The sequence below is a fragment of the Thioalkalivibrio sp. ALMg13-2 genome (genome assembly GCF_000381185.1).
In the GTDB taxonomy this organism is placed as follows: Bacteria; Pseudomonadota; Gammaproteobacteria; order Ectothiorhodospirales; family Ectothiorhodospiraceae; genus Thioalkalivibrio; species Thioalkalivibrio versutus.
Genome location: NZ_KB906102.1, coordinates 20,875 through 35,179, shown reverse-complemented (window position 1 = coordinate 35,179; position 14,305 = coordinate 20,875). Strand labels below are relative to the sequence as shown.

Genomic DNA, 14,305 nt, shown 5'->3' with positions numbered 1-14,305 from the left:
TATACCAAAGCGGCGACCCGCCCCGCAAGGGCTGTCGCCGATTATTTACTACCGTGCCCGGCGCTGGCCAGCCCGCAGGTGTGGACGCAGGTCGTAGCGCCAGATGTATCCGGGCAGGGCAAACATCGCGAACAGCGACAGGGTGATCACGTAGAACTCCCAGCCCTGCGGATGGATACCGCCGGTCGCCTGGAACTCCAGCCCCTTCCCGATGGCGCCGATCACGATATACAGCACCAGCCATTCGCCAATGCGGGTCCACGGCCCCTTGATGCCACTCTCCGGCACCACCATCAGGCCGATACGATCACTGAGCCAGGGCAGGTTGGCGCTGATAAACGCCACCACCACAAACCCCCAGACTAGAACATCAAACGGAATCCACTGTGTCACGAGTTACCCGATAATTGCGTAGTGGGTTAAAGACAGCAGCAGACCCGGGAAAATTCCCAACAGCAGCACCGCAAGCCCATTAATGCTAAGCGCAGCGGCCAGCGCACCGGACGGCTGGACCGGCTCCTCGGCACCTTCCTGGGGGTCGTCGAAGAACATCATCTTGACCACACGCAGGTAGTAGAAGGCGCCAATGATCGAGAAGATCACCGCGACGATCGCCAGCCAGACCAGTTCCGCGCCCACGGCGGCCTGGATCACCGCCAGCTTGGCGTAGAAGCCGACCGTCGGCGGTACACCGGCCATGGAGAACAACAGGAGCAGCATGATGAACGCAAACCAGGGGTTGCGCTTGGCGAGCCCCTTGAAGTCATCGATCTGGTCCGCTTCGTACCCCTTGCGCGACAGGAACACGATCATCCCGAAACCACCGGCGGCCGTGATCGCGTAGACGATCACGTAGAACATGGCCGAGGCGTACCCGCTGTCGGTGCCCGCCAGGATCCCCATGAACAGGAACCCGATATGGGCAATGGTCGAATAGGCCAGCATGCGCTTGATGCTGGTCTGGGCGATCGCGATCACGTTGCCCACGGCGAGCGACAGGACTGCGAGGATAATCAGCATGCCCTGCCAGTCGGCGTGCAGTGGGCCCATCCCTTCCACCAGCAGCCGCATCAGGAAGGCAAATGCCGCAATCTTCGGCGCCGTGGCGATGAACAGCGTGACCGCGGTGGGGGCACCGTCGTAGACGTCCGGCACCCACATATGGAACGGCACCGCCCCCAGCTTGAACGCGATGGCGACCACCAGGAACACCAGACCGAAGACCAGCGGGACGTTCATGCTCTCGTCCGCAGCCACCAATTCGGCGGCGATCACCGCGATATCCAGCGAACCGGTCATGCCATAGATCATGGACATGCCGTAGAGCAGCAAACCGGATGCCAGCGCACCCAGCACGAAGTACTTCATGGCCGCCTCGGTGGCGCGCGAGTTGTCGCGCCAGAACGCGACCAGCGCGTAGGACGACAGCGACAGCAGCTCCAGGCCCAGGTACAGGGTGAGCAGGTTGTGCCCCGAGATCATGATCATCATGCCGAGCACCGCGAACAGGCCCAGCACGTAGAACTCGCCCTTGTGGATACCGCGCTCCATCAGGTACGGACGGGCATACAGGAAGACCAGGAAGCTGGTCACGTACACCGCCACCTTCAGGATGTCGGCCATCGGGTCCTTCACAAAGGTATCCGAGAAGGTCAGGACCGTCTCCGGCCCCATCATCCACAGTGTCAGACCCGCCGCCGCGACCAGGGTCGCCTGCACCAGGCCGTAGGTGACATCACGCCGCGAATCCGGCAGGAACGCGTCGATCACCAGGATCAGGCACGCCATCCCGAGCACGAACATCTCGGGCACGGCGGGGAGGAAATTGGGGATCTCGAAATTCATGTCAGGCGCCCCTTCAGAGCTTCGACTGCGCGATATGCGCCACGAGGTGGTCGATGGTCGCGTTCATCACATCCAGCAGCGGGGCCGGCCACACGCCCAGCAGCAGCGTGAAGAAGGCCAGCACGCCCATCAGGAAGAACTCGCGGCGATTCATGTCGGAAAGACCGGCCACGTTCTCGTTGGCCACCGCGCCGAAGATCACGCGCTTGACCAGCCACAGGGTGTAGCCAGCGGCCAGGATCAGGGTGGTCGCGGCGAGGAAGGCGATCCAGAAATCCGCCTTGAACGCGGCCAGGATGACCATGAACTCGCCGACGAACCCGGACGTGCCCGGCAGGCCGGTGTTGGCCATGGCGAACAGCACGAAGAACGCGGCGAACCACGGCATGGTGTTCACCACGCCGCCGTAATCGGCGATCTGCCGGCTGTGCAGGCGGTCGTACAGCACCCCCACCGCGAGGAACATCGCCGCCGAGATGAAGCCGTGCGAGATCATCTGCACCATGCCGCCGGCGATACCCAGCGAGGCGCCTTCCCAGTCCCCGGTGTTGGAGTAGATGTAGAAGGCCAGGAAGAAGCCGAGGGTCACGAAGCCCATGTGCGCGATCGACGAATACGCGATCAGCTTCTTCATGTCGCTCTGGATCAACGCCACCAGGCCGATGTAGACGATCGCGATCAGCGACAGCACGATCATCATGGTGTCGAGCACGGCGCTGGCATCCGGGGTGATCGGCAGCGAGAAGCGCAGGAAGCCATAGCCCCCGATCTTCAGCATGATCGCGGCCAGGATCACCGAGCCGCCGGTGGGCGCTTCCACGTGGGCATCCGGCAGCCAGGTATGCACCGGGAACATCGGGATCTTCACCGCGAACGCCATGAAGAACGCGAGGAAGATCAGGATCTGCGCGGTCAGGCCGATCTGCAGGGCATGGAAATCCTGGATCAGGAAGCTGCCGGACTGGATGTACATCCAGATCAGCGCGACCAGCATGAACACCGAACCGAGGAAGGTGTAGAGGAAGAACTTGAGGGTGGCATAGACGCGCCGCGGACCGCCCCAGATCCCGATCACCAGGAACATCGGGATCAGCATCGCCTCGAAGAACACGTAGAACAGCACCGCATCCATCGATGCGAACATGCCGATCATCAGGCCTTCCATGACCAGCATCGCGGCCATGTAGTAGGCGATGCGGTCCTTCACCGATTCCCACGCGGCAACCACCACGACCACGGTGATCAGCGTGGTCAGCAGGATCAGCGGCATGGAGATGCCGTCCACACCCAGGTGGTAGTTCACGTTGAACGCCGGGATCCAGGAGGCCAGCTCCTGGAATTGCATCTCGGCGGTCCCCCGCTCGAACACGAACCAGAGCGGCAGGCTGACGACAAAGGTCGCTACGGCCACCGCGAGCCCGAGCCGACGCGCCACATGGGGCGCGTCGCGCCCGGCGGCGAGCACCAGGAAGCCACCGAGAATCGGCAGCCAGATCAACAGACTCAAGATAGGCCAGTCAGCAAACATGGTCGTTCCTTGAAACAGCGATGGGCTTCGAGCGCATGGGTGTCGAAGCCGCTCAGATCACGAAGGCGAACATCAGGACCAGCAGGCCGATGATCATCACGAACGCGTAGTGGTAGAGGAAGCCGGACTGCATGTGGCGGACACGCGACGAGATCCAGCCGATCGAGCGCGCCGTGCCATTGACCAGCAAGCCGTCGATGATCAGCGCGTCACCATAGCGCCACAGCGCCCGCCCGAGACGCACCGACCCGCCGGCAAAGAACCAGTCGTTGAAGCGGTCGAAGCCGTACTTGTCCTCGAGGATGCGCACCCCGAGCTTCAGGCGCTCGGCGATCAACGCCGGCAGTTCCGGGCGCTTCATGTACAGGTACCAGGCGGTCGCCAGGCCAGCCATTGCCAGCCAGAACGCCGGCAGCATCAGACCGTGCAGTACAAAGCCGATGACCCCGGTGTAGGTCTCGCCCTTGGTCGCCAGCACATCCTGCTCCGGCAGCACGAACAGGCTGTTGGCGAAGAAGTCGCCAAACAACATCGGACCGATGAAGTAGCCAGCCACGACTGACGGGATCGCCAGCAGGATCAGCGGCACGGTCACCACCCACGGCGACTCCTTCGGCTGCAACGGACCGTGGTGGTGGTCATCACCATGCTCATCGTCGTGTTCGTCGCCGTGGTCCGGCATGTACTTGTGTGCCTGGTCATAGCGCTCCTCGCCATGGAACACCATGAAGAACATGCGGAAGGTATATAGCGCGGTGACGAACACCCCGGCCAGCACCAGCCAGTAGGCGAACGTGGCCCCCGGGGTTTCGGAATAGCCCACCGCCTCGATGATCGCGTCCTTGGAGAAGAACCCGGAGAAGAACGGGAAGCCGATCAACGCCAGGGACCCGATGAGCGCCGTCACGTAGGTGATCGGCATGTACCGACGCAGGCCGCCCATCGCGCGCATGTCCTGCAGGTGGTGCATGGCGATGATCACCGAGCCGGCCGCCAGAAACAGCAGCGCCTTGAAGAAGGCGTGGGTCATCAGATGGAACAGCCCCGCGGCGTACGCCGACGCACCCAGAGCCACGGTCATGTAACCCAGCTGGGACAACGTCGAATAGGCGACCACGCGCTTGATGTCGTTCTGCACCAGACCGATCAGGCCCATGAAGAACGCAGTGATCGCGCCGATGATGAGAATGAACGACAGCGCCGCGACCGAGAACTCGTACAGCGGCGACATGCGCGCGACCATGAAGATGCCCGCGGTCACCATGGTGGCCGCGTGGATCAGCGCGGAGATCGGCGTCGGGCCTTCCATGGAGTCCGGCAGCCAGACGTGCAGCGGCACCTGCGCGGATTTCCCCATCGCACCGATGAACAGGAAGATCAGGGCCAGGTCCAGCAGGCCGAAGGTCCAGCCCGGCCAGATGGTGATCGTGGCCTCGCTCATCGCCTGGCCTTCGGCGAACACCTCGGTGTAGTTGAGGCTGCCGGTATAGAACACCAGCGCGGCGATGCCGATCAGGAAACCGAAGTCCCCGACGCGGTTCACGATGAACGCCTTCATGTTCGCGTAGGTCGCGGTCGGGCGCTTGTACCAGAAGCCAATCAGCAGATAGGAGACCAGCCCCACGGCCTCCCAGCCGAAGAACAGCTGCATGAAGTTGTTCGCCATCACCAGCATCAGCATGGAGAAGGTGAACAACGAGATGTACGCAAAGAAGCGCTGATAGCCTGGATCGTCCTTCATGTACCCGATGGTGTAGATGTGCACCATCAGGGAGACGAAGGTGACCACGAGCATCATCATGGCGGTCAGGTTGTCGACCAGGAACCCGACTTCGAACTGGATGCCGTCCGACACCAGCCAGGTGTAGAGGGTCTCGTTGTAGACCCCGGCATCCCCGAAGACATGCGCCCAGAAGACCACCACAGACAGGATGAACGACACCGCCACCCCCAGGATGGTGACGGTGTGCGCCCCGGCACGGCCAATCTGGCGACCGAACAGGCCGGCGGCGATCGCGCCGAACAGTGGCGCCAGAACAATGAGCAGATAGATCGTATCCATGGCCGTTTATCCCTTCATTGCATCCATGTCCTGGACGTTGATGGTTCCGCGATTACGGAACAGCAACACCAGGATGGCGAGGCCGATGGCCGCCTCGGCCGCGGCGACGGTCAGGATGAAGAACACGAACACCTGGCCCGCGAGGTCCTGCAGGAAGAACGAGAAGGCAATGAAGTTGATGTTCACCGCGAGCATCATCAGCTCGATGCACATCAACAGCACGATCACGTTTTTCCGGTTCAGGAAGATCCCGGCCACGCTAATGGAAAACAAAAGCGCGGCCAGCACCAGGTAGTGCTCTAGCGTAATCATGTTCTAGCCCTGAGTTCTTTCGGGGACGTTGGCCGCCCCCGGTGTCCGGGTCCCGGCGCGCGGCCGGGATGCCTGTGTACTCGGTGTGCCTACTTCGAGCCGTCGTCCCTGCCCGGGGCGTTCGCCCCGGACCCCTGCGCACCCCGGCGCGGGGCTTCTTTCTTCTCCGACGGCATGGCGACCATGCGCACCCGCCCTTCGCGGGAGACCGCCATCTGCTTGCCCGGGTCGATCGACTTGTTGTCCGGCCGCTTGCGCATGGTCAGCGAGATCGCGGCGATGATCGCGACCAGCAGGATGACCGCGGCAATCTCGAACGGATAGACGTACTCGGTGTACAGGATCGCGCCCAGGGCCTCGGTGTTGGCGTACTCGGGGCCGGCGCGCTCGGGGGCGTCCATGGTGATGTAGCGGGTAATCACCAGCACCAGCACGGTGGCCATGGCCAGCGCCACCACGATCCCCGCCGGCAGATACTCGGCGAAGCCCTCGCGCAGTTTGGCGAGGTTGATGTCCAGCATCATCACCACGAACAGGAACAGCACCATGACCGCGCCGACGTACACCAGCACCAGGACGATGCCCAGGAACTCGGCCTCCGCCATGACCCACAATGCCGCGGCGGCAACAAAGCAAAGCACCAGGAACAGCGCCGCATGCACCGGGTTGCGCACGCTGATCATCGCCAGCGCGCCTCCCAGCAGGATCGCACCGAACAGGTAGAAAAGGACAAGCTCGAAGGTCATGAGGCGTTCCCTGCGTTACCGGTAGGGGGCGTCGACCGCGCGGGCCTGCGCGATCTCTTTCTCGAAGCGGTCACCAATGGCCAGGAGCTTGTCCTTGGTCATGATCTGCTCGCCCCGGTTCTCGAAGTGGTACTCGAAAAGGTGCGTCTCGACGATGGAATCCACCGGACAGGCCTCTTCGCAGAAGCCGCAGAAGATGCACTTGAACAGGTCAATGTCGTAGCGCGTGGTCCGCCGCGTGCCGTCGTCGCGCTCCTCGGAGTCGATGGTGATTGCCAGCGCCGGGCACACCGCCTCGCACAGTTTGCAGGCGATGCAGCGCTCTTCGCCGTTGGGATAACGGCGCAGGGCGTGCAGTCCGCGGAAGCGCGGCGACATCGGCGTCTTCTCGTCCGGGTATTGCACGGTGAACTTGCGGCTCAACAGGTAACGCCCGGTCAGGCGCAGCCCCAGCAGCAGCTCGAAGAACAGGAAACTCTTGAAGAAACGGCGCACGGCTTTCATCACGATCTCCTCAGGCGAACCACGGGCCGACGTTGAACGCGACCAGCACGCCCTCGACAAACAGCCAGACGATGGTCACCGGGATCAGGACCTTCCAGCCCAGGCGCATGATCTGGTCATAGCGATAGCGCGGGAAGGTGGCGCGGAACCACAGGAAGGCGAACAGGAACACCGCCGTCTTGAACAGGAACCAGTGAATCCCGTGATCCAGCAGCGCCCCGATCACCGGCCAGTCGAACACGGCGGCCGGCAGGATGCCCTGGAACGGCGACAGCCAGCCCCCCAGGAACAGGATCGCAGTCAGCGCCGAGATCAGGATCATGTTGGCGTATTCGGCCAGGAAGAACACCGCGAACGCCATGCCGGAGTATTCCACATGGAACCCGGCCACGATCTCGGACTCGCCCTCCGCGACGTCGAAGGGCGCACGGTTGGTCTCCGCGATCCCGGAGATGAAGTACACGAAGAACATCGGCAGCAACGGCAGCAGGAACCAGTGGTACATGCTCCCGGACTGCGCCTCGATAATCCCGCCCACGTTCAGGGTGCCGGCAGCCATCAGCACGCCCACCAGGGCGAAGCCCATCGCGATCTCGTAGGAGACCAGTTGCGCGGCCGAGCGCAGCGAGCCCAGCAGCGCGTACTTCGAGTTCGAGGCCCAGCCCGCGATGATGATGCCGTACACACCGAGGGAGGTCAGCGCCAGCAGATACAGCAGGCCGGCGTTCACGTCCGCCAGGGCCCCGCCGTCGAAAAACGGAACCACCGCCCAGGCCGCCAAAGCCGGCGCAATCGTAAGCACCGGGGCGCTGAGGAACAGGAAGCGATTGGCGTTGGTCGGGAGGATGACCTCCTTGGTCAACAGCTTCAGGGCGTCCGCGATCGGCTGCAACCAGCCGCGCGGGCCCACCCGGTTCGGGCCGATGCGCACGTGGGCGTAACCGATGACCTTGCGTTCGGCGAAGGTCGTGTAGGCCACGGCCAGCATCAGCGGAATCACGATCAGCTGAATGCCGATCAGGATCTGCATGACCGTCGGAAGGCTGTAGAAGAGGTTCATCATCCAGTCGAACATGTCTTAAGTCCCTCAGGCCCGCGCCAGCGTGACCGTGGTGTTCGGCAGGCCGAGGGCCCCCATGGCCGCGGAGCCCGCAAAGGTCACGGCCAGACCCGGCGGCACCGAATCGTCCAGCAACAGGGTCAATTCCGTTTCGGCCTTGCCCTGACGCAGTCGCACGCGGCTGCCATGGGCGTGCTCGCCGGCGGACTCGGGATGCACCAGCACGCTCTCGGCCAGCAGCCCTTCTGGGCTGGTCTGCAGCGGCTCGGCACGGCGCACCAGCGGATCGCCGCTGTAGAGTGCGGCCGCCTGCACACGGTACAGACCGTCGCCCGCGCCGGCCTCGGGCACCTCCACCTGCACCTTGTTGAGGTTGACACCGGTATCGAAGCTGGCTTCCGCCAGCTGGCCCTTCAGCTCGTCCCGCACTGCGGGCGAATCCAGGTAATCGAAGCCGCTCTGGTCGAACAGATTGCCCAGCACGCGCCAGACCTTCCAGCCCGGCCGGGCGTCATCCGGGGCGCGCGAGGCGGCGCGGAAACTCTGCCAGCGGCCCTCGGCGTTCACGAAGGTCCCGGATTGCTCAAAGCTTGTGGCGATCGGCAGCAGCACATCCGCCACAGCCTCCAGTTCAGGCGTGGCGAAGCTGTTCAGGGCGACCACCAGACCGGCACGCTCCAGGGCTGCCTGGAAGGCCGCCGGATCGACCCCATCGCGGCCCGGCTCCAGCCCGGCGATCACGAATGCATCGCGTCCCTGTTCGAGCATCTCGGCGGCATTCGTACCGGCGACATCCAGCTCCGCCCCACCCGGGCCACGATGCGGCAGGACGCCAGCCAGCCAGGCACCCGCGGCATTCGCGCCCTGCGGCAGGTAGCCCAGGCTGGCACCGGTATGTTTGGCGATCCAGCCTGCCAGGGCCCGCAACGTGGCGAAAGCTGGCCCATTGATTGCGGCGGCGCCCAGCAGCACATGGCCCCGCTTCCCGTCCAGCAGCGCACGGGCTGCGCGTTCGAAAGCTTCCCGCGTCTCGCCGTCGTCTGTCGCGGCCGCCTTGACGATCTTTTCCAACTTTTTCGGCAGCGACTTGCCGGCCGCGACGAGTTGCCCGGCGATCCCGGCGAGCGCCAGGACCTGGTCGTGCTCGTCGCCGACTAGCTGGGCCTGCACCGGATAGGTCAGCTCCAGCAGCATGTCGTTGATCAGGCTGACCTGCGCCCCGCGCGAGGCCGCCTTGCGCAGGCGGTGTGCCAGCAACGGCTGCTCGCGGCGCGGATTGCTGCCCACCAGCAGAACGGCATCCGCGTTTTCGAGCTCGCCAATCGCGGCCCCCAGATACGGGAACAGCGGGGCCGCCGCCTCGTCGCGGAAATCGCGCTGATTCACGCGGTGATCGATGTCGGTGACACCCATGCCCCGAAGCACTTTTTGCGCCAGGTAGTGTTCTTCCAGCGAGAGTGCAGGCGAGAGCAACGCGCCCACGCGCGCCGGGGCCACTTCCTTCAGGCCCTCGACGGCGTAGCTCAATGCGGTCTCCCAGGAGACCTCCTGCCACTGGCCGTCGACCTTGATCCGTGGGCGGGTCAGTCGATCCGCCGCATACAGACCGGTGTAGCTGAAGCGATCGCGGTCGGAGATCCAGGTCTCGTTGACCGCGTCGTTCTCGCGCGGGACGACCCGCATCGCACGGCCGTCGTCGATATGCAGGAACAGGTTGGAGCCGACCGCGTCATGCGGGGCAATCGTCGCCGCCTGTGAATACTCCCAGGCGCGCGCGCTGTAGCGCGACGGCTTGGCGGTCAGTGCGCCCACCGGGCACAGGTCGATCACGTTGCCGGAGAGCTCGTGGGCCACGGTCTTTTCGACGTAGGTGCCGATGCGCAGGTGCTCGCCGCGTCCGGTCGCACCCAGCTCGCGCACCCCGGCGATCTCCTCGCCGAAGCGCACGCAGCGGGTGCAATGGATGCAGCGGGTCATCTCGGTCTCGATCAGCGGACCAATGTCCTTGTCCTTCACCACGCGCTTGGCTTCGGTGTAGGTAGAGACGCTCTCGCCGTAGCCCATGGCCACGTCCTGCAGCTCACACTCGCCGCCCTGGTCGCAGATCGGGCAGTCCAGCGGGTGGTTGATCAGCAGGAACTCCATGGTCCCCTTCTGCGCGCGTAGCGCCAGCGGGGACTGGGTGTACACCTTCATGCCGTCCATCACCGGCGTGGCGCAGGCCGGCAGCGGCTTGGGTGCCTTTTCCACCTCGACCAGACACATACGGCAGTTGGCCGCCACCGACAGCTTCTTGTGGTAGCAGAACCGCGGAATGCGGATATCGGCATCATCGGCGACATCGATGAGCATGGCGCCCTTGGGCGCCTCCACCGTACGGCCGTCAATCTCGATGCTGACCAGATCCTGTTTCTGATCCTGACTCATGCTCGATTCCTGATGCGATGGCGCGGCGAAGCGTCAGGCGGCATCTGCCACCGGGCTCCGGCCGTGCTGGATGTAGTATTCGAATTCGTGGCGGAAGTGCTTGACGAAGCTGCGCACCGGCATGGCGGCCGCGTCGCCCAGGGCGCAGATGGTGTGCCCCTCGATCTTGCTCGCCACGTCGTCGAGGCGTTCCAGGTCCTCGGGACGGCCCTGGCCCTCGACGATGCGAGTGAGCATGCGATAGAGCCAGCCGGTGCCCTCGCGGCACGGCGTGCACTGGCCGCAGGACTCGGAGAAATAGAACCGCGAGATGCGCTGCAGGGCCTTGACCATGTCGGCGGTCTCGTCCATCACGATCACCGCCCCGGAACCCAGCATGGAGCCTGCATGGGCGATGGAGTCGAAGTCCATGTTGGCCTTCAGCATCACGTCGCCCGGTACCACCGGCACCGATGATCCGCCCGGGATCACCGCCTTCAGCTTGCGCCCGTTCAGCACACCGCCGGCCATTTCCAGCAGATCCTTGAACGGGGTGCCCAGTGGGATCTCGAAGTTGCCCGGCTTGTTCACGTGCCCGGACACCGAGAACAGCTTCTCGCCCCCGGACTTGGGCACACCCAGATCCGCGAACCACTGGCCGCCGTTGCGGATGATCGACGGGATCGAGGCGAGCGACTCGGTGTTATTGATCGTGGTCGGCTTGCCGTACAGGCCGTAGTTGGCCGGGAACGGGGGCTTGAAGCGTGGCTGGCCCTTCTTGCCTTCCAGCGACTCCAGCAGCGCGGTCTCCTCGCCACAGATGTAGGCACCGGCGCCCAGCGACGGATGCAGATCGAAGTCCACCCCGGAGCCGAAGATGTCCTTGCCGAGATAGCCGGCTTCGTAGGCCTCCTGCAGCGCGACGGTAAAGCGCGTGTTCACTTCGTCCATGAACTCGCCGCGCATGTAGTTGTAGCCCACCGTCGCACCGATCGCGTAGCCGGCGATCGCCATACCCTCGATCAGCGCGTGCGGGTTGTACATCAGGATCTCGCGATCCTTGCAGGTACCCGGCTCGGATTCGTCCGAGTTGCAGACGATGTACTTCTGCCCAGGGCTGTTGCGCGGCATGAACGACCACTTGAGACCGGTCGGGAAGCCCGCGCCACCGCGGCCGCGAAGGTTGGAGGTCTTGACCTCCTCGATCACGTCCTCGGGGGCCATCTTGCCCTTGTAGACCTTCTCCAGCGCCTGGTAGCCGCCGATGCTCCTGTAGGTCTCGAGCGAAGCGGGGTCGTCCAGGTAACGCGTGGCAAAGCAGATCTGGTTGGCCATGCTACTTCTCCAGACCGTCGAGGATCTCGTCGACCCGCTCGGGGGTGAGATTCTCGTAGTACTTGTGGTCCACCTGCATCATCGGCGCGCCGCAGCAGGCTGCCAGGCACTCCTCTTCCAGCTTCAGGTAAAACTTGCCGTCCGGTGTGCTTTCGCCGCGCTTGATGCCCAGACGGTTCTCGAGGTGCTCGATGATCGGCTCCGCGCCGCGCAACATGCAGGAGATGTTGTCGCACACCATGATGGTGTGCTTGCCCACCGGCTCCAGTTCGTACATGGAGTAGAACGAGCCCACCTCGTACACCGCGATGGCCGGCAGCCCGAGATACGCGGCCACGGCGTCCATCTTCGCGGTGGAAAGATAGCCGTCCTCGTGCTGCACCGCGCGCAGGGCACCCAGGACGGCCGAGCGCTTCTGATCCTCGGGATAGCGCGCCAGCCAGGCGTCGATCTCTTCGCGCTCGTGAGCGCTCAGCTCGACCTTCTTCGCGGCGTGCTTGTGGAAGGCGACGGTTTTCTGTTCGGCAGCCATCAGCGGTCGACCTCCCCGAATACGATGTCCTGGGTCCCGATGATGGCGACCACGTCGGCCAGCATGTGGCCGCGCACCATCTCGTCCAGCGCGGACAGGTGCACAAAGCCCGGCGGACGGACCTTCAGACGATAGGGCTTGTTGGAACCATCCGAGACCAGGTAGACCCCGAACTCGCCCTTCGGATGCTCGATCGCGGCGTAGGCCTCGCCTTCCGGCAGGCACATGCCCTCGGTGAACAGCTTGAAGTGGTGGATCAGGGCCTCCATATCGGCCTTCATCTCCTCGCGCTTCGGCGGGGTGATCTTGTGATCCTCGAGGAGCACCGGGCCCGGATTCTGGCGCAGCCAGTCCACACACTGACGAATGATGCGGTTCGACTGGCGCATCTCCTCGATGCGCACCAGGTAGCGGTCGTAACAATCGCCGTTGGTGCCCACCGGGATGTCGAAGTCGAGACGGTCGTAGACCTCGTAGGGCTGCTTCTTGCGCAGGTCCCACTCGATGCCCGAGCCGCGCAGCATCGGGCCGGTGAAGCCCAGCTGCTTCGCACGATCCGGGTCGACCACGCCGATCCCGACGGTGCGCTGCTTCCAGATCCGGTTATCGGTCAGCAGGGTCTCGTACTCGTCCACGCAGCCGGGGAAGCGCTCGGTAAACGCCTCGATGAAGTCCAGCAACGAGCCCTGACGGATCTTGTTCAGGTCATCCACCACCTCCTGCGACTTCCAGGAGGACGGTTGATACTTCGGCATCGTGCCGGGCAGGTCCCGCGCGACACCGCCAGGGCGGTAATAGGTCGCGTGCATGCGCGCACCCGAGACCGCCTCGTAGCAGTCCATCAGGTCCTCGCGCTCACGGAAGGCGTACAGGAACACCGCCATGGCGCCGATATCCAGCGCATGCGCCCCCAGCCACATCAGGTGGTTCAGGATGCGGGTGATCTCGTCGAACATCACCCGGATGTACTGCGCGCGCAGCGGGGCCTCGATGCCCAGCAGCTTTTCCATCGCGAGCACATAGCCGTGCTCGTTGGCCATCATGGACACGTAGTCCAGACGGTCCATGTAGCCGATCGACTGGTTGTACGGCTTACTCTCCGCGAGCTTCTCGGTGCCGCGATGCAGCAGGCCGATGTGCGGGTCGGCCCGCTGCACCACCTCGCCATCCATCTCCAGCACCAGGCGCAATACGCCGTGGGCGGAGGGATGCTGCGGCCCGAAGTTGAGGGTGAAGTTGCGAATCTCAGGCATTCTCGGCTCCTTCGCCCGGCTTCTCGCCCTCGCTGTAGCGATGGTCGGCGCGGATCACCTTGGGCACCAGCACGCGCGGCTCGATCGTCACCGGCTGGTACACCACACGGGCCTGCTCGGCGTCATAACGCATCTCGACATGCCCGATCAGCGGGAAGTCCTTGCGGAACGGATGCCCCACAAAGCCGTAGTCCGTGAGGATGCGGCGCAGGTCCGGATGCCCGGAGAACAGGATGCCGAACAGATCGAAGGCCTCGCGCTCGAACCAGTTGGCCGAGGCCCAGACGTCCACGAGGGATTCGACCTCGGGGAACTCCTCGTCACTGAGCCAGGCGCGCATCCGCACGCGGCGGTTATGTTCGAGCGACAGCAGGTGAGCCACCACGGTGAACCGCGGGCCGTCCCAGTTGGAATCTTCCGGCGCATCATCGAAGGTGAAACGCCCGGAGGTCGCCGCTTCGACACCGCGGGAAAAGCCCGTATTGGTGGCGGAGTCGGTGCCCCATTCGTCCTGCCCGTATTCGAGGTAGTCCACCCCGCACAGGTCGATCAGGATCTCGAAGCCCAGGGCGTCGCGCAGCTTCTCGCCCGCCTCGCGCCAGGAGCCCGGTGCGATATCGACAGTAATCTCGCCGTTCGCCTCGTGCAGGCTTTCCAGGGCATCGCCCAGTTCCGCCCGCAGGGCGTCGGTCCAGTTGTCTTGTTCAGCCATCTGCTACCCC

General features: G+C 64.1%; 13 protein-coding genes. All 13 read right to left on the bottom strand.

The window, feature by feature from the left end:
- Nucleotides 1-48 precede the first annotated feature (48 nt).
- The 13 genes from F618_RS0102815 to F618_RS0102755 all read right to left on the bottom strand — a co-directional run bounded on the left by F618_RS0102815 (nucleotide 49) and on the right by F618_RS0102755 (nucleotide 14,295).
- On the bottom strand, nucleotides 49-393 hold the full coding sequence (locus F618_RS0102815; protein WP_026287928.1) for a DUF2818 family protein: 345 nt from the start codon (nucleotides 391-393) through the stop codon (nucleotides 49-51).
- Between the two features lie 3 nt (nucleotides 394-396).
- Nucleotides 397-1,845: an NADH-quinone oxidoreductase subunit NuoN gene (nuoN, locus tag F618_RS0102810; RefSeq protein WP_018167896.1), complete on the bottom strand. Its 1,449-nt coding sequence runs from the start codon at nucleotides 1,843-1,845 to the stop codon at nucleotides 397-399.
- A 13-nt stretch (nucleotides 1,846-1,858) separates the two neighbouring features.
- Entirely contained in the window at nucleotides 1,859-3,373 is a 1,515-nt protein-coding gene (locus F618_RS0102805; RefSeq protein ID WP_018167897.1) for an NADH-quinone oxidoreductase subunit M, read from the bottom strand.
- Between the two features lie 52 nt (nucleotides 3,374-3,425).
- Nucleotides 3,426-5,435 (bottom strand): NADH-quinone oxidoreductase subunit L, encoded by a 2,010-nt coding sequence (gene nuoL, locus F618_RS0102800; protein WP_018146227.1) that lies wholly within the window; start codon nucleotides 5,433-5,435, stop codon nucleotides 3,426-3,428.
- Nucleotides 5,436-5,441: 6 nt separating this feature from the next.
- On the bottom strand, nucleotides 5,442-5,747 hold the full coding sequence (nuoK, locus tag F618_RS0102795; RefSeq protein WP_018141813.1) for an NADH-quinone oxidoreductase subunit NuoK: 306 nt from the start codon (nucleotides 5,745-5,747) through the stop codon (nucleotides 5,442-5,444).
- Between the two features lie 89 nt (nucleotides 5,748-5,836).
- Complete coding sequence (locus F618_RS0102790) at nucleotides 5,837-6,493, bottom strand: NADH-quinone oxidoreductase subunit J (RefSeq protein ID WP_018146228.1); 657 nt, start codon at nucleotides 6,491-6,493, stop codon at nucleotides 5,837-5,839.
- Between the two features lie 15 nt (nucleotides 6,494-6,508).
- Nucleotides 6,509-6,997 carry an NADH-quinone oxidoreductase subunit NuoI gene (gene nuoI / locus F618_RS0102785; RefSeq protein ID WP_018146229.1) on the bottom strand — a complete coding sequence of 163 codons (489 nt, stop codon included), beginning with the start codon at nucleotides 6,995-6,997 and terminating at the stop codon, nucleotides 6,509-6,511.
- 10 nt (nucleotides 6,998-7,007) lie between these two features.
- Nucleotides 7,008-8,072, bottom strand: a complete 1,065-nt coding sequence (gene nuoH / locus F618_RS0102780; protein ID WP_018146230.1) for an NADH-quinone oxidoreductase subunit NuoH — start codon at nucleotides 8,070-8,072, stop codon at nucleotides 7,008-7,010.
- 12 nt (nucleotides 8,073-8,084) lie between these two features.
- Nucleotides 8,085-10,484 (bottom strand): NADH-quinone oxidoreductase subunit NuoG, encoded by a 2,400-nt coding sequence (nuoG, locus tag F618_RS0102775; RefSeq protein ID WP_019567701.1) that lies wholly within the window; start codon nucleotides 10,482-10,484, stop codon nucleotides 8,085-8,087.
- A gap of 33 nt (nucleotides 10,485-10,517) precedes the next feature.
- Entirely contained in the window at nucleotides 10,518-11,798 is a 1,281-nt protein-coding gene (gene nuoF / locus F618_RS0102770; RefSeq protein WP_019567700.1) for an NADH-quinone oxidoreductase subunit NuoF, read from the bottom strand.
- A gap of 1 nt (nucleotide 11,799) precedes the next feature.
- A complete protein-coding gene (gene nuoE / locus F618_RS0102765) occupies nucleotides 11,800-12,330 on the bottom strand; it encodes an NAD(P)H-dependent oxidoreductase subunit E (RefSeq protein ID WP_019567699.1) in 531 nt (176 codons plus the stop codon).
- The gene (locus tag F618_RS0102760) at nucleotides 12,330-13,583 is read right to left on the bottom strand and encodes an NADH-quinone oxidoreductase subunit D (protein WP_019567698.1); all 1,254 of its coding nucleotides are present in this window, start codon (nucleotides 13,581-13,583) and stop codon (nucleotides 12,330-12,332) included. Before F618_RS0102760 ends, nuoE begins: the two co-directional genes overlap by 1 nt.
- Nucleotides 13,576-14,295 carry an NADH-quinone oxidoreductase subunit C gene (locus tag F618_RS0102755; protein WP_018146235.1) on the bottom strand — a complete coding sequence of 240 codons (720 nt, stop codon included), beginning with the start codon at nucleotides 14,293-14,295 and terminating at the stop codon, nucleotides 13,576-13,578. The genes F618_RS0102760 and F618_RS0102755 overlap by 8 nt, the downstream gene beginning before the upstream one ends.
- Between the last annotated feature and the right edge of the window lie 10 nt (nucleotides 14,296-14,305).